The organism is Bacillus sp. FSL K6-2841, from assembly GCF_037976435.1.
Lineage (GTDB): Bacteria > Bacillota > Bacilli > Bacillales > Bacillaceae > Bacillus > Bacillus pumilus.
Map to the genome: position 1 here is coordinate 503,311 of NZ_CP150266.1, position 19,390 is coordinate 522,700.

Genomic DNA, 19,390 nt, shown 5'->3' on the forward strand with positions numbered 1-19,390 from the left:
GATCAAAAGGATGCGGTGGTATGGAGTAAGAAAAAAGGAGTTTTCTCACATGCCGCAAAGAACCGCAGGAAAAGAAGTAACAGCACTACTGGAAGAGTGGGGCGTGAAACATATTTATGGAATGCCCGGCGACAGCATAAACGAATTGATTGAAGAACTTAGGCATGAATCAAGCCAAATAAAATTTATCCAAACGAGACATGAAGAAGTGGCAGCACTTTCAGCGGCAGCTGATGCGAAACTAACAGGTAAACTCGGTGTCTGCTTATCTATCGCTGGACCGGGTGCTGTCCACTTATTAAATGGACTGTATGATGCAAAAGCAGATGGTGCACCAGTTTTAGCAATTGCAGGGCAGGTTGCTTCGGCCGAAGTAGGCAGAGATGCATTCCAAGAAATCAAATTGGAGCGGATGTTTGACGATGTCGCTGTTTTTAATCAGCAGGTACAGACAGCAGAGGCGCTGCCTGACTTATTGAATCAAGCCATCAAAGCAGCTTATACCCATAAAGGTGTGGCAGTTCTCACCGTATCGGATGACTTATTTTCTCAAAAAATAAAGCGTAAACCTGTTTATACATCCCCTCTTTATGTGGAGGGAGAAGTACGGCCGAAGAAAGATCAACTGCTAAAAGCAGCTCAGCTAATTAATAATGCGAAGAAGCCGGTCATCTTAGCAGGTAAAGGATTAAGACATGCAAAAGAAGAGCTTCTTTCATTTGCAGAAAAGGCAGCGGCTCCTATCGTCATCACACTCCCTGCAAAAGGGGTTGTGCCAGACAGGCATCCATACTTTCTAGGTAATCTAGGTCAAATTGGAACGAAGCCGGCATATGAAGCGATGGAAGAATGTGATCTCTTAATAATGCTTGGTACCTCCTTTCCATATAGAGACTACTTACCAGAGGACACGCAAGCCATTCAACTGGATATTAAACCAGATCAAATCGGTAAAAGATATCCAGTAGATGTGGGAATCGTGAGCGACAGCAAGAGTGGTTTGCATGAACTGACTTCCTACATTGAATATAAAGAGCAGCGTGGTTTTCTTGAAGCTTGTACAGAGCATATGATGAAGTGGCGAGAAGAAATGGATAAAGAAAAATCTGTTGCTACTTCACCGATTAAACCACAGCAAGTCATTGCTAGACTAGAAGAAGCAGTCGAGGACGACGCTATTCTTTCAGTTGATGTTGGTAATGTGACGGTATGGATGGCACGTCATTTTGAAATGAAACAGCAGGATTTCATTATCTCCAGCTGGCTTGCCACAATGGGGTGTGGTTTACCTGGTGCGATTTCAGCTAAATTGAATGAACCGAACCGACAAGCCATTGCCGTATGTGGTGATGGGGGCTTCACAATGGTCATGCAAGACTTTGTGACAGCTGTAAAATATAAGCTGCCGATCGTTGTCGTGATTTTAAACAACAACAATTTAGGAATGATTGAATATGAGCAACAGGTAAAAGGAAACATGAATTATGGTATAGAGCTGGAGGATATTGATTTTGCTAAGTTTGCAGAGGCATGTGGCGGCAAAGGAATCTCCGTGTCATCACATGAAGAATTAGCCCCAGCCTTTGATACAGCCCTTCAATCCGATAAGCCAGTCATTATTGATGTCGCTGTAGACAATGAACCTCCGTTACCTGGGAAAATTACTTACACCCAAGCAGCAGGCTTCAGTAAATATTTATTGAAAAAATTCTTTGAAAAAGGTGAGCTGGATATCCCTCCACTCAAGAAAAGCCTCAAACGTTTTTTCTAAACAAAAGGTAGTCGGTCTTCTGAAAAGAAGGCTGACTTTTTTTGTGATGATTAGGAAAATCATTTCAATTGTCACTTGCCTTCATCTCTATTAAAATATTCGAAAATTATTTTTGTAACTTAAAGCCTATTTTTCCAATTCGATGAGAAAGGTAAAATAGACTTTATGATCAATAATGGAGGGAGTGACTTCTTCTGGGCAAGATACTTGATGCAAAAGCACTAACAAGTGCCATGGACGCAAGAGCAAAACACTACCAAGAACTCCGCGAACAAATGGTAGATTTAAAAAAAGCATTACAAGGTGTTTCTAATCTCGGTGACGACTTCACTGGGAAAGGTGCCGATAACATTAAAAGCTTCTACAAAGAGCTCGCCGGAAATGTAGATATGTTCATCAGCTTCATCGATAAGCAAAAAGCCTTTCATGAAGGTGTTTCTGGGACACTAGATGATACAAACTTTGGCGGCGACACCTTTGTAGAAGAACATTTTTTAGATAACGCTGTACATATGGGCATCAAAAATGCCAAAAGCATTGTAAAGGATCAAAAAAAGGCACTTAAAACGATTTTTCAAGACATCGACGACCTCATTTCTCTAGAAGTATTTGATAGCCAAACCTTTGATGAAAAGATTGCAGATGCGGAAGACGAGCGAAAAAAGACAGTGAAAGACCTAAGAGAGCTTGATCAAAATTTAAAAGATGAATATGCTTTGTCAGAAACGGAGCAGCAAGCTACAATGGCATTGTACGCAGAAATGATGAATGCGACAAATGACGGAAAAGCCATTTCACCTATGAATTTTGACAAGAAAGCGTATCATAATAGCGAAATCTACAAGGCAAAAAGCGATATTGAGAAGCGAACTGCCGAATATCTCAATATTAAACAAGAACAACAGGAAGCCCGCGAAATCGCAAAGGAACAAGAAGCACTCGCCAACCGTCCTTGGTATGAAAAAGCACTTGATTATGGCGGGAATATTGTGAATGAACTAACTGGCGTGAACGATGCAAAACGCGCCGCAACGGGCGTTGACCCGATCACAGGCGAAGAACTTACCGCAGGACAGCGCGTCGCCGCAGGCGGCATGGCAGCAGCGGGATATATCCCTATCGTCGGCTGGGCAGGGCGCATTTTCAAAGGCGGAAAAGCCGTCTATAAAACGACTCAAGCAACGTCAGCCGCAGTCAGAGCAGTCGACATCTACAAGACTTCGCAAAAATCCTTTGACGCCTTAAAAACATCTCAAAAAGGACTATATGGTCTCACAGCCACCAACGGCTTCAGCGAAGCGATTACGGGCCGTGATATGTTTGGTAATAAGGTCTCAAAAGAACAGCAGGAAGCGAGTATGAACGCAGCGCTTGGAATGCTTTTGCCGTTTGGGGCGAAAGGGTTTCATGGGAAGATGGGGATTAAGAATACGAGGGAACTTAAGCATCCAGTTTTAGAAAATCCACGAGTAGGTAGTGCATTGAAAGATGATTTTTATCATAGCTTTAATGATATAATTGACAACTACGCAGTTCATTCTAAGAGATTTGATTTACCAAATAGAAAAGGCCATATGGATTCGTTGTATCAAATAGAGGGCTCAGTGGTTAAGTACGAAACGAAATATGTAAAAGTAAAGAACAATGCCCCTGAAATGTTACAGTCGAAAGAAATAAGGAATGGCGTGTTTGAATGGGTGGTAGATCCAACAACGAATACAGTGACCCATAGAACTTTTATACCTGGGGGCAAAGTGACAGGAAAAATAAATCAATGGGGGAAATAGAAATTGTATAAAATAGAAATAATCACGAAAAATGGTTTTGATTGTAACTGGTCTACGCTGCTTGTTGGTAGACAGTTTAATTTAATTTCTGCTTTAGAAATAACAAACTATGCTGTTAAATACTTAGAAAGTAACCCTAATGCTAATAATGAATTAATCCTTGAATTAGCTTGGGAACAAGAAGAAGTTAAAGTAGATAATATACTTGAAAGCATAACCTCTGACAGTTCTTCGGAAGACATGAAAAGAGAATATCATAAGTGGCTATATAGCACTATGAAAGAGACGTATATTAACTCAAGTGATGAAGAAATCTTTGAAGAAATTGAAAATATTTTTTCAATCTTTAATACACCGGAAAATATGTATGACTTCTTTAGAAAAGTTTCAGACGCATTTTATTACCCTCATGATTCAAAAAATACAATTAAAGAACTTGTAGAAGAGTTTTTAGAGACAGAAAAGAAATTAATTTTTAAATAACTAGAGAGAGAACGATGGACTAATTGTCCATCGTTCTCTTTCAAAGCATGTAAAGATTGATATGATAAAAGAATAAAGTGAATTTGTTTTTTTGAAAGCAATGGAGGAAAAAACATTGAGTGACCTTAAAATAAGTATCATGTCCGAGAAACTTGAAAATGAAAATACGGGTGAAATTTCTAATAAAAAGCAAACCAAATCACTCCACACATAATTGGAAATCATATATTAATCTAATCCAACCACCACAAAAAAGGAGAAAAAACCATGCTATGGATCTTCACACAAAACCAGCAAACTCTAATTCATGTACAAGAAGTCTCAGTAAGCGGCAAAAAAATTGAAGGGATGATCTTAGGAAGTACTTCTTGGGCAAAGATGCTCGGCAAGTATGACTCAAATGATCGCGCAGCCGAGATCCTTCAAGACATGATGAAGACGATTGAAGAACATCCAAATGCCACAATGACATACCGGATGCCGCTTCAATAAAAAAGAAACCACCTTTCCATTGCGAAAAGGTGGTTTTTGTTTAGGATGGTGTTTTTCCAAAGGCTAAGAATAAGGGGATGCCTGTGCCAACTAGTGTGGTGGCAAATAGGAACATACCGCAAATAAATAGAAAATGGCTGGCTGAAAAGACGAGTGCCAGAATGAGAAAAACGATGCTGAGTCCTATCATGCTATAGGATGGGACAAAGCGGCGTTTGTAGGTGGCTTTCTTTGTTAGGAATGAGAAGAAAATACCAAATACTAAAGGGACAATCCATAAGTAAAATAAAATAATAAGAGACATACATCATACCTCGATTTTTCCTTCTATTTTATCAGATGCCGATCACAACGGATACTACAAAGCTTCACTTTGTAAAATAATTCATGCAATCGACACAATTAAGTGGGTTGATTCATCGAATGCGTTTTTTGTTTCATATATTCAGGCTGTAAAAGGGCGTACACACAATGATCGGTAAAGCGATTGCCCAGCCATTCACATTGCCGTAAAATTCCCTCAAGCGAAAAGGATAATCGCTCTGGGATGCGTCTGCTTTTCTGGTTATCGACAGCAGCCCTAATCTCAATACGGTGCAGCCCGCACTCTTCAAATAAATAGCGAATGACTGCTTGGCATGCTTTTGTCATGATGCCTTTTCCTTGATAGCCTTCTCCGAGCCAATAGCCGATTGAAACGGTTCTATTGATCCAATGAATTTGATGGGTGCCAATGATGCCGACAAGTTCTCCATGTGACCAAATACCCGCTTGAAAACCGTTGTTCTGCATCGCTTGCTGCATCGCACCTTGGATAAACGCCATACTGTCTTCTTCTGTCTGTGTGGAATCCACCCAAAGCATCCATTCACGTAAATGCTCTCTCGACCGCTGGATGAGCAAATACAGACTTCTTGCGTCTCTTGGCTCAAGCAGCCGCATAGATATCTCTTGATCCTGATAAACAAACATGAACCCACATCCTCTCAGGGGAATTCTACCATAACCAAATGGAAAGAAAAAGACAGCTCAACACTGTCTTTTACATAAACGTATCTACAATTAAGAAGAGATTAAGTGCTACAACAAGAGCTGCTATCATCCAAGATATTCCTGTCACCCAGCGGGCATTCGTTAATTCTCCCATAATTCGTTTTTTACTTGTAAATAAAATGAGTGGAATTAGAGCAAAGGCAATCCCAAACGATAAAACGACCTGACTCATCACAAGCGCGGAGGTCGGATTCACTCCAGATGCAATAATCGCAATCGGAGGAATGATGGTAATCAGCCGGCGAACATACAGCGGAATCCGGTATTGAATAAAGCCCTGCATAATGATATCGCCTGACAATGTACCGACAGAAGAGCTGGAGAGTCCGGCTACAAGCAGACCTACACCAAATAAGATGGCTGATACAGGCCCTGCGAGTGTACCAAAATGCTGAAACGCAACATCCAAATCTTCAACAAAGAGACCATTTTTATAAAATAAAGCGGCAGCCACAATCAACATGCTGGCATTGATGGCCCCAGCGACGATCATTGCAATGAGGATATCTAAAAACTCAAAGCGGAAAATCTGCTTTTTCTCCTTTTCCGTTCTGCCGACAACTCTTCTTTGGGTTAAAGCTGAATGTAAGTAGATTGCGTGAGGCATCACAGTGGCACCTAATATGCCGGCTGCAAGCAGCACGCTGTCTGCGCCATCAAATTTTGGAATGAACAATCCGCCAGCGACACTTGCGATATCTGGTTTGGCGACAAAGGTTTGTACAGCGAAAGCGATCACGACAACGAACAACATGCCGGTGATGCCGGCTTCTAATGCGCGATATCCTCGTCTTTGCAATTCTAAAATCGCAAATGATCCGATGGCTGCAATAATGGATGCTTCAAGCAGCGGGATTCGAAAGAGTAAGTATAAACCAAGTGCCGCCCCAATAAACTCAGCTAAATCCGTGGCAATAATGACGAGTTCTCCTTGAATCCATAAACCGATCGAAACGGGCTTTGGAAATTCTTCACGTGCGATTTCAGGTAAGTTTTTACCTGTCGCGATTCCAAGCTTTGCGGATAAGGACTGAATGAGCAAAGCCATGAGATTTGATATGAGAATGACCCATAAAAGAAGATATCCATATTTGGAGCCAGCCGCAATGTTGGTGGCGAAATTTCCTGGATCAATATACGCAATGGCTGCGATAAAAGCAGGACCGAGAAAAGGAAGGAGTCTTCTAAACCCTTTGACTTTTCCTTCAAGTGCACGCTCAGCTGCCTCTGACATGTGTGCCTGTGCCTCGATGTATTTGTTTGTCATATGTCATCACCTAGATTCTACAAAGTTTTGCTTGGGCACAAAAAGTTTCCTTGATGCAATTTTTAATCATCATATGCCCATCTTTATGAAAAGTCAACTATCTGAACTAATAGGTTTGTTTATCATATGTAAGTGAAAAAAATAGATACCTTGTCAATCCAACACATAAAAAACACCGCCTTTTAGACGGTGTCCCTACTGTTTCCTCTGTTATTTGTTTTTTTAAGATACCCTTGATCCCACACTACGGAAGATCAGGCTTAAGATGATGACAAAGATCGCTGCACCTATGATTGCTGGAATGATCGCAAAGCCTGCCAAACTAGGACCCCACGTTCCAAGTAATCCATGACCAATCCAAGCACCTGCAAGTCCTGCAATCATTGAACCGATCCATCCTCCTGGTACACTACCTCCAGCGAGTGCACTGCCAATAAGGCCGATGACAATCGCCACAACTAATGAAATCAGAAATCCTAACATGTTGATCACTCCTCTTTTTGTTTGTGTATTAAGCAATAACCGTTTTGAAAAAGTTTCAAACCTTTCGAAACCGATTCAATGTTCTATACGTATGATGGAAAAGGATTGTGTATAATAACAAACAAATACTTCAGCAGCATCTAAGGAGGAAAAAGGCATGGAGGAAAGAGAGTGGCTAAAAGCACAATTAAAGCAGATTGAACAGTGGGAGAAAGATCAGCAAAAGGTATGGTTTTGGGAGAAACTCAGCCGCCTGCCATTTCAAATGCTGGACAAGCTGACGCCTGCCTTTATCCAGAAAAAAATTGGTGTGCTGCTAGATGAAATGGGGCATTACATTCAATCAGGAGGTGCCTATTTGACATCAGAAAAAGGCATCATCCATCAATTTCAAAAGAAATGTGCCGATGATTCCATTCAGCGTATAGAAGATATTGAAAAAGCACCAATTGAAATCATGGATGCCATTAGTGAACATATGGGGAAAAATAGGACAAATCTCGCCACGGTACAAGGGGCGACAACGGGTGTCGGTGGTATGTTTACACTGGCTGCAGATATTCCTGCGGTACTTGGTCTCTCCCTTAAAACATTACAGGATATTGCCGTCACCTATGGCTATGATCCTAAAAACAAGGAAGAACGGGTCTTCATCATAAAATGCTTACAGCTGACCTCTGCTGATGTGGTTGGGAAAAAATCGATATTAAAAGAGCTCAGAAGCTATCATGCTTCCGAAGGGAAACATGAAAACATGTTCTCGCAAATCCAAGGGTGGCGTGAGGTAGTCTATAATTACCGAGATTCATTTGGCTGGAAGAAGCTGTTTCAGCTTGTTCCAGTAGCAGGGATTTTATTTGGCGCAGTTTCCAACCGCTCACAACTAAAAAGTATTGCCGAAACAGGCATGATGCAATACCGAAAGCGAAGAATTGCTTCAAGATTAGAAGAGCTCACGCAGCAAGAACAGAGTGAATCTGGTGCATAACGCGGCGTGTAGACAAACCCTCGCATTCGTTATCAGTCCTGCACGCTGGTGCTTACGAATGTCAAATTCGCTCCGCAAAAGTAGCCGTCCTTCCTAGGGCTGCAAAGGTTTTCTATCACGCTGAAAAGAAGACAAAGGGCTAAAATCAAGATCATTTTAGCTCTTTGTCAACAATCTGAAATCCCCTTACTCAAAGGGATTTTTTATTTGGTCTTATCCTCTTCTTGAAAAGCATGGATCGGAGAATGTTCATAACGCGCACGCAGCTCACGAATCTGTTTGATTAGGGTAGAACCAATGGTTTTTTCGGCTTCCTCATACAAAGGATCGAGGGCTTTCACCCATTTTTGTCTTTCTGCTGGTGTCAATTCATGAATGGCAATCGGTGATTCCCGTTTAATGTCCTCCAGTTGATCCTTGTTCATCTGTTCTGCATGTTTTTCATTCCAAGCTGTTGTTTCTTCCATCGCTTCAAGTAAAATTCGTTTCGTTTCAGGTGTCTGGCGATCAAAGAAGGATTGATCTGTTAAGACCACATAGCCCAAATACCCGTGATTACTGATCGTCATATAGTCTTGTATATGATAGAATTTTTTTGAATAAATATTTGAAATGGTATTTTCTTCACCATCTACTTTTTTTGTTTCTAGTAGCTGGAACGTCGAATTAAACGATTCCTGATAGGGCTTTGCGCCAAGAAGTTTGAATTGTTTTTCAATCATGTCGCTTTGCATAATGCGGAGAGATTGGTTTTTTAAATCACTAGGCTGTTTGATTGGCCCTTTATTAGAGGTGATTTGCTTAAAGCCATTTGTCCAGTACGCCATTCCCTTTAGCCCGTCTTTTTGCAGGGTGCCAAACAATCTTTGTCCAATTGCACCGTGCAAGCCTTCTTGAACCGCATCATAATTAGAAAAAGCAAAGGGAAGGTCAAGTGCCAGCCACTCAGGGGATAGCATGCCGAGCTTCGAGGTAGATGGTGCGATAAATTGAACTTGATTCTCTTTGAGTGCATTAATTTCTTCTATATCAGAATAAAGGCTTCCGTTGGAGAAAATTTGAATGGTGATCTTGCCATCGGATTTTTCGTGCACAAGCTCAGCAAATTTCTTTGCGGCAAGCCCTTTTGGTGTATTATCTGCCACGACATGGCTAAATTTGAACACAAGCTGCTCCTTCAGCCCTGTCTGTTCATCGTCAAAGGTCGTCGCTGCTTTTGGCATCATATGATAAAAACCAAAGTATAAAGCGGTTACAAAACCGATCAAGAGCAATAGTGTATAGGCGAGTAAATTCTTCATGCGTCCGAGCCCCCTTATGTCAAGCATACTTGACCGAGGAAGAATTCGTAAAGATACAGGTGAAAAAAATGATGAGAAATCGATTGAAATTACAACAATTATCTATTAGATGGAAGCTCACCATCCTCACATATTTCGTTGTCATTTTCGCCCTTTTAATCGGAGGAATTGTCCTTGTTGGGGGAATCCAGCAAACAGAGGAACGAGAGCTTCGAAAAAGGCTCATGAACACAGCGAGAACAGTGGCTGAGATGAATGAGGTAAAGCAGGCATTAGCCGATCAAACAAAAGAACGTGATCGATTACAGCATGCCATCGAAGAGATTCGGATTATTCAAGACGCTGACTACATTGTCGTCATGGATATGGATCATGTGAGATTAACGCATCCAGTGAAAACAAGGATTGGCCAGCGCTCGGAGGGGACAGATGAAGAGCCTGCTTTTGCCGAGCACATTTATTTCTCAGAAGCAGAGGGAGAGCTTGGGACAGCCATCAGAGCCTTTTATCCAGTGAAGGATGACCAATTTAATCAAACAGGGGTCGTCCTTGTAGGGAGAACACTGCCAAGTATGGTAGATATATTAGGAGAAATGAAGCGGGATATCCTCATGATTCTTTTGCTGACGCTCAGCTTTGGGCTTGTAGGTTCATTTTTGCTTGCTCGTCATATTAAACAGCAAATGTTTAAGCTGGAGCCGCATGAGATTGTCAGAATGCTAGAGGAGCGCACCGCAACCTTTCACTCTATTAATGAAGGGGTTATCGCCATTGATAATCAGCACATGATCACCATTTTTAATGAAAAGGCGAAGCAAATATTTGGCGTGACAGGGGATGTCGTAGGCAGGAATATTTGGGGTGTGCTGTCTGACACAAGGCTTCCAGAGATTATTGATCGCGCTGAGCCCGTCTATAATGAAGAAATTCATATGAGCGGAAAGCGGATTATGAGCAGCAGGATTCCGATTGTCATGAAAAAGAAAATTATCGGAGCGGTCGCCATTTTTCAGGACCGGACAGAAGCGGCAAAATTGGCAGAGGAGCTAACCGGAGTTAAGAACTTTGTTGACGGTCTGCGGGTACAAAATCATGAGCATATGAACAAGCTTCATACGATTGCTGGGCTGATTCAGCTTGGTAAACCCGATCAGGCACTTGATCTAGCCTTTCAAACGACGGAAGAGCAAGAACATGTGCTGGACTTTCTTCACCGCGTCATTCAGCATGATGCCGTTGCGGGATTATTGATGAGTAAAATCAGAAGGGGCAAGGAGCTAGGCATAAAGGTCGAAGTAGACGAACATAGCTGTCTGTGTGATTTCCCTGAGCGGCTGGATCAGCATGATATGACAAAGCTGCTTGGCAACCTGATCGAGAATGCCTTTGCCTCTTATGATACTGTAGAAAGAGACACAAAACGCATGTCTATTAGTATTGATCAAACCGAGGATGTCCTCGCGATTTTAATTGAAGACAATGGCTCCGGGATTGAAGAGGAAATGATTCCTTATATTTTCGATAAAGGCTTCACACACGGCAAAGAAGGCGGAACAGGCTACGGCCTGTATATTGTAAAAACGATTATCGACAAAGGGATGGGAAATGTAGAAGTCACATCAAGCATCGGCATTGGTACCACCTTCTCAATCGAATTCCCAATGATCATAGAGGAGAGAGACAGATGACTCAGATTAAGGTGCTATTAATTGAAGATGATCCGATGGTGCAAGAAGTGAATAAGGAGTTCATTAAGAGTGTTCCTGGCTTTCAAGTGGCGGCAATCGCAGGTAATGGGGAGCAGGGCATCCAGCTCATCAAAAAAATTCGTCCAGACCTTGTTGTCCTCGATGTATATATGCCAAAAAAAGATGGCGTAAAGACGCTTCAAGACATTAGAAAGCAAAAGATACAGGTGGACGTGATCGTTATTTCTGCTGCAAAAGACAAAGAGACGATTGGCACCATGCTTCAAAATGGTGCGCGAGATTATATCATCAAGCCATTTAAGTTCGAGCGTATGAAAGAATCACTTGAAAGCTATAAAGCGTTTAAATCTAAAATTCGCACAGCAGCAGAATTTTCTCAGGAGATGCTGGATGATATCATACGAAAGCCGGCTGTTAAACAGGAAGATACTTGGCTCCCTAAGGGGCTGAATGTGCATACGATGAATGAAATTAAAGCCTATATGAGCTTACAGGAAGGACCGCAGTCTGCGGAGGAAGTTGCCAATGCACTTGGCATTGCACGTGTCACGGCACGCCGGTATTTAGACTTCTTAGTGAAAGAAGGCGAGCTGAAATTAGATATGCAATACGGCGGAGTTGGGCGGCCTGTTAATAAATATATCGTACATTCTGACTAAGAGACCAAAAAGACCAAAATGTACGATATGTTCATAAGCTTCACAGCCTTTGTTGAAATCGCTATCATTTAGCTACAGATAACAGTTAAGCGTTTACATCAAAGGGTGAGGGAGTTGATTTTTTATGAAGAGGCTTTTGAAGAACCTGACATTTCAGGTGGTTGCAGCTGTCATTATCGGGATCATTGTCGGGATGGTTTGGCCAAACGTCGGAAAAGAAATGAAGCCGCTTGGTGACACCTTTATCAATGCCGTTAAAATGGTCATTGCACCAATAATTTTCTTAACCATTGTTCTTGGTATTGCCAAAATGGGGGATATGAAAAAGGTTGGAAAAGTTGGGGGAAAAGCATTTATTTATTTTGAAGTCGTCACGACGCTTGCCTTGGTCATCGGACTTTTTGTTGTCAATATCATGAAGCCAGGTGCAGGTCTGGACTATAGTAAGCTTGAAAAAGGGGACGTTTCGCAGTATACCCAAAATGGGGGACAGGGTATCGACTGGATGGAATTTGTCACACACATCGTACCATCTAATATGGTAGATGCCTTTGCTAAGGGTGATATTTTACAGGTCTTATTCTTCTCTATTTTATTCGGTGTTGCGCTTGCTGCACTTGGCGAGAAGGGGAAAGGAATCATTGAGTGGCTTGATAAGCTGTCACTTGTTTTCTTTAAAATCATTGGATATATCATGCGTGCAGCGCCGCTCGGGGCATTTGGGGCAATGGCGTATACGATCGGACACTTTGGGTTGGCATCAATTAAACCGCTCGCAAGTCTGATGCTCTCCGTTTATTTGACGATGTTCCTGTTCATCTTCGTTGTGCTGAACATCATTTGTAAAATGTATGGCTTCAGTCTGCTTGGTTACCTGCGATTTATCAAGGATGAAATTTTAATTGTTCTTGGCACAAGCTCATCAGAATCCGTGCTGCCAAGAATGATGGATAAAATGGAACGCTACGGGTGTTCTAAGTCTGTTGTGGGACTCGTCATTCCAACAGGGTATTCCTTTAACTTAGACGGAACCTCGATCTATTTATCGATGGCTGTGGTCTTCTTAGCGCAAGTGTTTGGTGTAGACCTATCTATCGGTCAGCAGATCACCATTATCCTTGTTCTGATGCTCACATCAAAAGGAGCGGCTGGGGTGACAGGAAGCGGATTTATCGTGCTGGCTTCTACACTCGCTGCACTACAGGTCATCCCGCTAGAGGGGCTTGCATTGCTGCTTGGAGTCGATCGATTCATGAGCGAAGGAAGAGCCATCACAAACCTCATTGGAAATGGAATCGCGACAATTGTTGTGGCGAAAAGTGAAGGTGAATTTGACGAAGCGAAGAGCAAAACAGCCCTTCAAGAAATGCGCAATATAAAGCAAGCTGTATAGTATAAAAACAACCAAAAACCGAAACCTTATGTTCTACATGGGGTTCGGTTTTTTCTTGTGTTGAAAAGAAAAAACATTAAAGCTTGATAAATTTAGGTCGAATCGTAAGACCTCATTGACCTTTTGTTATATAATTTACAGAAAGATCCGATATAATGTATATCAGATCCAATGAAAAATAGACTTTAGTCCTGGCAGGTGTGTAACGTAATGGCAGCATTTTTAAAATTGTTCGAAAAACCCGGTGTTAAGCGGTTTTCTGTATTTGTAGTATTAGCCACAGCCTTATATCTATTAAGAGGAATGATGAATTTAATTCTCTTGACCTTCATATTCACCTTTTTGATGAATCGGTTAGAAGAGGTCATTAGAGGCTTTTTAAGTCACTTCCTGAAAATAGGGCAGAAATCGGTTATTACCATTTTGTATATTCTTTTGGCTGGTGGATTGACGTTTGGCGGATTTGTGTTTGTGCCAATCATCGCCAAACAGGTGGAGCAACTATTTCATTTAGGAAAGAAAATTGCAGATCATCCACAAAATTTACCCTTCTTTGATGTCATCACCAACGTATTCGGAGATTTTAAAATATCAGCTTACTTTGAGAAAGGGTTTAATTTCCTCTATACATACTTAACAGATTTCAGTACGTTCAGTATCCAGGTCATTATGTCCTTAATATTAAGCATGTTCTTCCTGTTCGAAAAAGAACGCCTCATTCAATTCATGAACAAGTTCAAAACGAGTAAAATCTCTGTGTTCTACCATGAAATCGCCTTCTTTGGACGTAAATTCTCCAGAACGTTTGGAAAGGTTCTCGAAGCACAGTTTATTATTGCAACTGTTAATTGTGTCTTAACAACCATTGCCCTAGGCATTATGGGATTCCCGCAATTATTTGGATTAGCAGTCATGGTCTTTTTGCTAGGCTTAATCCCAGTGGCAGGTGTGGTCATCTCACTTATTCCACTCAGCATCATTGCGTATACGCTTGGGGGCGGCATGTATGTCCTGTATATCGTGCTTGTGATCGTCATCATCCATGCGATTGAAGCCTATTTCTTAAACCCAAAGCTCATGTCAGCAAAAACAGAACTCCCTATTTTCTTCACATTTGTTGTGCTGATCTTCTCTGAACACTACATCGGGATATGGGGTCTCATTATTGGTATACCAATCTTTGTGTTTATCCTAGATATTTTGGAGGTCACCAACAAGGAGGAAAGTAGTTAAAAAGTTCATTTGAACCTGTTTACAATTTTCTAAAAATAAGGTATAAATAGTATGAAAATATCATAATAACCACACGCTTAATCCTTCTAAAGGAATGGGGGACCCATGTTTTTGGGGTGAATTTTTCTCTGTTGAGAAAAAAGGACATCTCTTCGTCCTAACCCGTCAGCTAACCTCATCGGCGTGAAGAGAGTAAACGGTGGTATATGTAAGGACACGCAGACCCACGAGAAAACTCTCTCGTGGGTCTTTTTGACGAGGAAGGGGAGATTTTATTGAAGCTGGCGACAAAAATTATTATTGCCCTTATTGTAGGTGCAATCACGGGACTTTTGCTTAACATTTTCGCTCCAAATGTATTCAAAGTGTTAGATCCTTATCTATTCACACCTCTAGGTCAAATCTTCTTAAATCTAATCAAAATGCTGGTTGTGCCAATCGTCTTCTTTTCCATTACACTTGGTGTGGCAGGCCTCGGAGATCCAAAAAAACTGGGGCGTATTGGAGCAAAAAGCATCTTATATTTTCTACTGACCACAACCTTCGCTATTATCATTGCGATGTCATTAGCATTATTAATCAAACCGGGTTCCTTTGGTTCATTCGATACTAAAGGGGCAGAATACGAACCTCAAGAAGCACCATCTACGACAGACACTTTATTAAACATCATTCCATCAAATCCAGTTCAATCTTTAGTTGAAGGAAATATGCTGCAAATCATTGTTTTCTGTGTATTCTTAGGACTAGGAATTGCAGTGCTAGGCAAAAAAACAGAAGGAATACTCAAAATATTAGAACAAGGCAATGAACTCATGATGTACCTTGTAGGAGTGGTCATGAAATTTGCTCCATACGGGACATTTGGATTAATTGTGACGGCTATCGGGAGCCAAGGTCTTGAGGCTATTAAAGCCATGGGGCTGTATTTTACAGTCGTATTAGTAGCACTATTGGTGCATTTCTTTCTCACATATGGCTCAACTTTGGCTTTATTTGCAAAACGAAATCCATTTACATTCTTTAAAGACTTTTCGCCTGCGATGGTCGTAGCCTTTAGTACGTCTAGCAGTAGTGCGGTTCTCCCCGTTTCTATGGAAACCGCTCAAAAGAAATTGAAAGTACCTGAGCCGATTTCTAGTTTCGTGCAGCCTTTAGGCGCTACGATCAATATGGATGGGACAGCCATTATGCAAGGGGTTGCAACCATCTTTATTGCACAAGTGTTTGGTGTGGAGTTAACGCTCATGCAAATGCTCACAGTTGTATTAACCGCCGTATTAGCCAGTATTGGGACAGCCGGTGTACCAGGAGTAGGATTGATTATGCTCGCAATGGTATTAAATTCGGTTGGGCTTCCGGTTGAAGGCATTGCGCTTATCCTTGGTATTGACCGCTTATTAGATATGGCAAGAACCGTTGTCAATATTACAGGTGACGCCGCATGCGCGGTGATTGTGACAGAAACGGAGAAAAAACACGAGAAAGACGAAGCATCACCGAATCTATCCATGTAATGTAAAAGAAGGGCTGACTCGATCAGCCCTTTTTTTCATGGAGTTCCTAGTCTTGCATGATATACTTTTAACAGAATGAGTGGCCTTATTTGCCGCCAAAGGTTTTACATCAGAAGGAGGAACCACGTTGGAGTCTGCTGTTCTAAAAGTAGAGAAAGTCGATAAACGAATTGGCCGGAAAATGATTTTACAAGATATATCGATCGAAATAGGGAAGGGGGAAATCGTCGGCTTATTAGGGCCAAATGGCTCTGGAAAAACAACTTTGATTCGTTTGATCGTTGGCTTGATGAAAAAAAACAACGGGCGCATCATGATCAATGGATATTCACAGGATGAGGATTTCTTACGCGCAATGTCATCTGTTGGTGCAATCATAGAAAATCCCGAATTTTATTCTTATTTAACAGGCTTTGAAAACCTTGAACTATATGCTGCGATGCACGATGGAGTGACGGAGGAACGATTGCAGGAAGTGGTCAAAAGAGTTCGTCTGGAGCACGCCATTCATCAGAAGGTGAAGACCTATTCACTGGGGATGAAACAAAGGCTTGGGATTGCACAAGCCATATTACATCAGCCGAACCTGCTCATTTTAGACGAACCGACAAATGGACTTGATCCTGCCGGTATGAAGGAATTCAGGGAGCACTTGCAATCGTTAGTACGAGAAGAAGGAACGTCCGTCTTATTTGCTACACATTTATTGCATGAGGTAGAAGAGCTATGTGACCGCATGATCATCATTCAAAAAGGACAGATCAAAGCTAGTGCCATGCTTCGGGACATAGAGGGAAAAGAACAGATGCTCATGAATATTCAGCCAGTGGAAAAGGCAGTGACGTGGCTCGAGACACATGACTATACATATGAAAGAAATGGATCGCATGTTTTACTTCAATTGAACAAAGAGCAAGTGCCTGAGCTGAACAAACAGCTTGTTCTGGCTGGATTTGATGTACTTGAAATGACGCCTCAAAAGCCATCAATTGAAGAGGCATTTATGAAATGGACGGAAGGCGGGACGGCAGATGCTTCAACTCATCAAGAATGAGCATAAGAAAATGATAAGGAAAAAGATCACGTTCATTGCACTTGGATTAATCGTTGTGTTTCAATTGGCGATGGCTCTAGCATTGAAACGAGTCATTTCCAGCTTTGGTGGACAAGACACTGTCGCCAACTATTTTGCTTATTCCACAAACGTCGTATTTATTTTACAGGTGCTTGCAGTTGTCATTGGCGCGACCTTGATCTCAACAGAATTTCAAAAAAGAACGATCAAGTTTTTATTGATACGGCCCAAAACTAGGCTGCAAATTTTCCTGTCAAAATACATCACACTTGTGCTGACGGTCATCTATTTGTTTGTTTTTTATTATGTACTTGCTTTCCTATTTGGCCTTATTTTCTTTGGTACTGCATTTGACGAAAGTACGGGACGATTATTTCAGCATACGTTTGCTGTGATCGGATCTCAGTGGGTGGAAGTGTTGATGATGGCAAGCTTCGCTTTTATGTGTTCCAGCTTGTTTAGGAACAGCCTCGTTGCGCTTGTGACCTCGTTTTTTGTTTTATATGCGGCTAAATCACTTGTGCCTATTATGTCTCTTTTAGAAAATCAGTGGGGGAAAATCCTACTTTTTGCTAATACGGACTTTACTCAGTACAGCTTTCAAGGACCGCCGCCCTTCCATGGCATGAGCCCTTTGTTTTCTCTATTTATGGTAGGGGCGCATTTTGTTTTCTTTTTTGGCACGGCTTGGGTTCTTTTTTGGAAGCGCGATGTAAATGTGTAAAAATTGTGTCAAATAACAAGAAAAATTCGTGACATCTTTGTGAAAACGAGTCTGCATTTCACGATAACCGGCTGATTTTGTCTTATAATAAGAGGGAATCTTGGAGGTGGCACTATCGTGAAAAATTTCATTACGGCTTTACCTATTTTGTTGCTGCTATCGTTTTCGTTCGTGTCTTTTGCCTTCCAGTTTGATCATCTTATTTATTTCAGACTAGCGCTGGGAATCTTTTCGTTAGCGGGTCTTTTCTTTCTGTATACACTGAAAAAAAACATGAAATGGTTCATGGTTTATTTATATGCGAGCTGGATTATTCTTGCTGCTGTCACAACATTTGAGGAGCCTGTCTTTTCTCAGTTCTTCTTCGGTGGTTTAACAATGACAATGGGTTATCTCACATATATGCTCATTTATTTAGGAATGAAGCAGGACCGTGTAGCGAAATCACATTAAAACAAAAGCCGATAAAATCAAAGCATAGATTTTATCGGCTTTTTTTGTTGGAAAAGACAAAAGAGAGGAGCAGCCAGCTTTGACTGCTCCCCTTATGTTTATGATTCGCGTCCAGCAGCTGCAAGCTGCTTCTGATGCTTTTTGTCGATGGTTTCGTATATACTTTCCATCATTTTAGGATCGCGCATGATGGCTTTCTTGTTCTCTTCAATCAATTGCTGATACGTTTTGATTTTCTTCTTAGACATGTGACTCATCGCTCCTTTATAAGAATAGCCGTCTATAGGATTCCACATAGATGAAATTGATAATCATTTTCAATTAGCACCTCTATTATACAAAGCGCAATGTCGGAAGTAAAGATTATATTCAGAAAATTCACGTAATCGACAAATTCGATGCCTAGTCGACGCTCATTCTTTCCCAGGAAATAATTCCTGTCATTTCTTGTCGTAAGAGAAGCATCTATATAAAACATTCTTTCGCTCGTTGAAACGTTTTGATTGATCAAATCGTCTTATGAGGAGATTTGATGTAAGGGATGGAGAAAAAAAGACACCAGCAAGTGTTAGCTGATGTCCTTCGTTTCACGATTTAAGAAACGTGCCCTTGAAGAAACTCTGTCACTTCTTCAGGTGATTTTGCGTTTGCGCTGTGTAAATGACCTGTTTTTTCGCCATTTTTGAAAATTAACAGGCTTGGAATACCCATGACCTGATACGTTTCTGCTAATTCAGGGAAATCATCTTTGTTTATTTCAAACCATTCATGGTGAGCATATGCCTCTAAGATGTCTGGAATGAACATGTCCATTCTTGTACAGTCAGGACACCATGTTGCAAAGAATTTAACGATGACTTCTTTGTCAGATTGAATGATTTCATTGAATTGTTCAGTACTTGTGATTTTTTTCAATTTGTCACAACTCCTTTTCAATGTCATTTTAATATAAAATAAAGGCGAATGACATACAAATGCTCGGGAGGCGCTTACAACTTTACA

At 41.3% G+C, this 19,390-nt stretch carries 20 protein-coding genes and 1 riboswitch; of the genes, 13 read left to right on the top strand and 7 right to left on the bottom strand.

Going from position 1 to position 19,390, the window contains the following annotated elements; translation table 11 throughout:
- Window positions 1–49 precede the first annotated feature (49 nt).
- From MHH68_RS02420 to MHH68_RS02435, 4 genes are all read left to right on the top strand, one after another.
- Window positions 50–1,771 carry a pyruvate oxidase gene (locus tag MHH68_RS02420; RefSeq protein WP_058015368.1) on the top strand — a complete coding sequence of 574 codons (1,722 nt, stop codon included), beginning with the start codon at window positions 50–52 and terminating at the stop codon, window positions 1,769–1,771.
- Window positions 1,772–1,965: 194 nt separating this feature from the next.
- On the top strand, window positions 1,966–3,558 hold the full coding sequence (locus MHH68_RS02425; RefSeq protein ID WP_268760712.1) for a T7SS effector LXG polymorphic toxin: 1,593 nt from the start codon (window positions 1,966–1,968) through the stop codon (window positions 3,556–3,558).
- A gap of 3 nt (window positions 3,559–3,561) precedes the next feature.
- On the top strand, window positions 3,562–4,041 hold the full coding sequence (locus MHH68_RS02430) for a DUF2247 family protein (protein WP_058015370.1): 480 nt from the start codon (window positions 3,562–3,564) through the stop codon (window positions 4,039–4,041).
- 267 nt (window positions 4,042–4,308) lie between these two features.
- Window positions 4,309–4,533, top strand: coding sequence for a hypothetical protein (locus MHH68_RS02435; RefSeq protein ID WP_058015371.1), 225 nt, complete (start codon window positions 4,309–4,311; stop codon window positions 4,531–4,533).
- Between the two features lie 40 nt (window positions 4,534–4,573).
- Here the strand turns inward: MHH68_RS02435 and MHH68_RS02440 are convergent, their stop codons facing one another.
- The 4 genes from MHH68_RS02440 to MHH68_RS02455 all read right to left on the bottom strand — a co-directional run bounded on the left by MHH68_RS02440 (window position 4,574) and on the right by MHH68_RS02455 (window position 7,336).
- Window positions 4,574–4,837, bottom strand: coding sequence for a hypothetical protein (locus tag MHH68_RS02440; RefSeq protein ID WP_012008971.1), 264 nt, complete (start codon window positions 4,835–4,837; stop codon window positions 4,574–4,576).
- A gap of 98 nt (window positions 4,838–4,935) precedes the next feature.
- A complete protein-coding gene (locus MHH68_RS02445) occupies window positions 4,936–5,505 on the bottom strand; it encodes a GNAT family protein (RefSeq protein ID WP_058015372.1) in 570 nt (189 codons plus the stop codon).
- 70 nt (window positions 5,506–5,575) lie between these two features.
- Window positions 5,576–6,853, bottom strand: a complete 1,278-nt coding sequence (locus MHH68_RS02450; protein WP_339164977.1) for an Nramp family divalent metal transporter — start codon at window positions 6,851–6,853, stop codon at window positions 5,576–5,578.
- A gap of 222 nt (window positions 6,854–7,075) precedes the next feature.
- Window positions 7,076–7,336 carry a GlsB/YeaQ/YmgE family stress response membrane protein gene (locus MHH68_RS02455; protein WP_058015373.1) on the bottom strand — a complete coding sequence of 87 codons (261 nt, stop codon included), beginning with the start codon at window positions 7,334–7,336 and terminating at the stop codon, window positions 7,076–7,078.
- Window positions 7,337–7,493: 157 nt separating this feature from the next.
- Here MHH68_RS02455 and MHH68_RS02460 point away from each other — a divergent pair, with 157 nt between their 5' ends.
- Entirely contained in the window at window positions 7,494–8,324 is an 831-nt protein-coding gene (locus MHH68_RS02460) for an EcsC family protein (RefSeq protein ID WP_058015374.1), read from the top strand.
- A gap of 203 nt (window positions 8,325–8,527) precedes the next feature.
- Here the strand turns inward: MHH68_RS02460 and MHH68_RS02465 are convergent, their stop codons facing one another.
- On the bottom strand, window positions 8,528–9,625 hold the full coding sequence (locus MHH68_RS02465) for a TRAP transporter substrate-binding protein (RefSeq protein WP_058015375.1): 1,098 nt from the start codon (window positions 9,623–9,625) through the stop codon (window positions 8,528–8,530).
- A gap of 83 nt (window positions 9,626–9,708) precedes the next feature.
- On the opposite strand from MHH68_RS02465, the gene MHH68_RS02470 reads away from it, so the two are divergent.
- The 8 genes from MHH68_RS02470 (at window position 9,709) to MHH68_RS02505 (ending at window position 18,388) form a co-directional block, all read left to right on the top strand.
- Window positions 9,709–11,313 (top strand): sensor histidine kinase, encoded by a 1,605-nt coding sequence (locus tag MHH68_RS02470; protein ID WP_167550620.1) that lies wholly within the window; start codon window positions 9,709–9,711, stop codon window positions 11,311–11,313.
- On the top strand, window positions 11,310–11,993 hold the full coding sequence (locus tag MHH68_RS02475; protein ID WP_339164981.1) for a response regulator: 684 nt from the start codon (window positions 11,310–11,312) through the stop codon (window positions 11,991–11,993). Before MHH68_RS02470 ends, MHH68_RS02475 begins: the two co-directional genes overlap by 4 nt.
- 124 nt (window positions 11,994–12,117) lie before the next feature.
- A complete protein-coding gene (dctP, locus tag MHH68_RS02480; RefSeq protein WP_058015378.1) occupies window positions 12,118–13,386 on the top strand; it encodes a C4-dicarboxylate transporter DctP in 1,269 nt (422 codons plus the stop codon).
- A gap of 210 nt (window positions 13,387–13,596) precedes the next feature.
- On the top strand, window positions 13,597–14,619 hold the full coding sequence (locus tag MHH68_RS02485) for an AI-2E family transporter (RefSeq protein ID WP_058015379.1): 1,023 nt from the start codon (window positions 13,597–13,599) through the stop codon (window positions 14,617–14,619).
- 64 nt (window positions 14,620–14,683) lie between these two features.
- A riboswitch (cyclic di-AMP (ydaO/yuaA leader) is annotated at window positions 14,684–14,817 on the top strand.
- 77 nt (window positions 14,818–14,894) lie between these two features.
- Window positions 14,895–16,136 (top strand): dicarboxylate/amino acid:cation symporter, encoded by a 1,242-nt coding sequence (locus MHH68_RS02490; protein WP_058015380.1) that lies wholly within the window; start codon window positions 14,895–14,897, stop codon window positions 16,134–16,136.
- 127 nt (window positions 16,137–16,263) lie between these two features.
- Window positions 16,264–17,190, top strand: coding sequence for an ABC transporter ATP-binding protein (locus MHH68_RS02495; protein WP_058015381.1), 927 nt, complete (start codon window positions 16,264–16,266; stop codon window positions 17,188–17,190).
- Window positions 17,168–17,935: an ABC transporter permease gene (locus tag MHH68_RS02500; RefSeq protein ID WP_058015382.1), complete on the top strand. Its 768-nt coding sequence runs from the start codon at window positions 17,168–17,170 to the stop codon at window positions 17,933–17,935. The genes MHH68_RS02495 and MHH68_RS02500 overlap by 23 nt, the downstream gene beginning before the upstream one ends.
- 117 nt (window positions 17,936–18,052) lie before the next feature.
- The gene (locus MHH68_RS02505) at window positions 18,053–18,388 is read left to right on the top strand and encodes a hypothetical protein (protein WP_058015383.1); all 336 of its coding nucleotides are present in this window, start codon (window positions 18,053–18,055) and stop codon (window positions 18,386–18,388) included.
- A 98-nt stretch (window positions 18,389–18,486) separates the two neighbouring features.
- On the opposite strand, the gene fbpB is transcribed toward MHH68_RS02505, so the two are convergent.
- Window positions 18,487–18,636: a Fur-regulated basic protein FbpB gene (gene fbpB / locus MHH68_RS02510; protein ID WP_003214266.1), complete on the bottom strand. Its 150-nt coding sequence runs from the start codon at window positions 18,634–18,636 to the stop codon at window positions 18,487–18,489.
- 346 nt (window positions 18,637–18,982) lie between these two features.
- The gene (locus tag MHH68_RS02515) at window positions 18,983–19,303 is read right to left on the bottom strand and encodes a thioredoxin family protein (RefSeq protein ID WP_034663973.1); all 321 of its coding nucleotides are present in this window, start codon (window positions 19,301–19,303) and stop codon (window positions 18,983–18,985) included.
- Window positions 19,304–19,390: the final 87 nt, after the last annotated feature.

Coding starts and splice junctions, on each gene's coding strand:
- MHH68_RS02420 (WP_058015368.1), top strand. CDS start 50: ATGCCGCAAAGAACCGCAGGAAAAGAAGTAACAGCACTACTGGAAGAG.
- MHH68_RS02435 (WP_058015371.1), top strand. CDS start 4,309: ATGCTATGGATCTTCACACAAAACCAGCAAACTCTAATTCATGTACAA.
- MHH68_RS02440 (WP_012008971.1), bottom strand. CDS start 4,837: ATGTCTCTTATTATTTTATTTTACTTATGGATTGTCCCTTTAGTATTT.
- MHH68_RS02445 (WP_058015372.1), bottom strand. CDS start 5,505: ATGTTTGTTTATCAGGATCAAGAGATATCTATGCGGCTGCTTGAGCCA.
- MHH68_RS02450 (WP_339164977.1), bottom strand. CDS start 6,853: ATGACAAACAAATACATCGAGGCACAGGCACACATGTCAGAGGCAGCT.
- MHH68_RS02455 (WP_058015373.1), bottom strand. CDS start 7,336: ATGTTAGGATTTCTGATTTCATTAGTTGTGGCGATTGTCATCGGCCTT.
- MHH68_RS02460 (WP_058015374.1), top strand. CDS start 7,494: ATGGAGGAAAGAGAGTGGCTAAAAGCACAATTAAAGCAGATTGAACAG.
- MHH68_RS02465 (WP_058015375.1), bottom strand. CDS start 9,625: ATGAAGAATTTACTCGCCTATACACTATTGCTCTTGATCGGTTTTGTA.
- MHH68_RS02475 (WP_339164981.1), top strand. CDS start 11,310: ATGACTCAGATTAAGGTGCTATTAATTGAAGATGATCCGATGGTGCAA.
- dctP (WP_058015378.1), top strand. CDS start 12,118: ATGAAGAGGCTTTTGAAGAACCTGACATTTCAGGTGGTTGCAGCTGTC.
- MHH68_RS02485 (WP_058015379.1), top strand. CDS start 13,597: ATGGCAGCATTTTTAAAATTGTTCGAAAAACCCGGTGTTAAGCGGTTT.
- MHH68_RS02500 (WP_058015382.1), top strand. CDS start 17,168: ATGCTTCAACTCATCAAGAATGAGCATAAGAAAATGATAAGGAAAAAG.
- fbpB (WP_003214266.1), bottom strand. CDS start 18,636: ATGTCTAAGAAGAAAATCAAAACGTATCAGCAATTGATTGAAGAGAAC.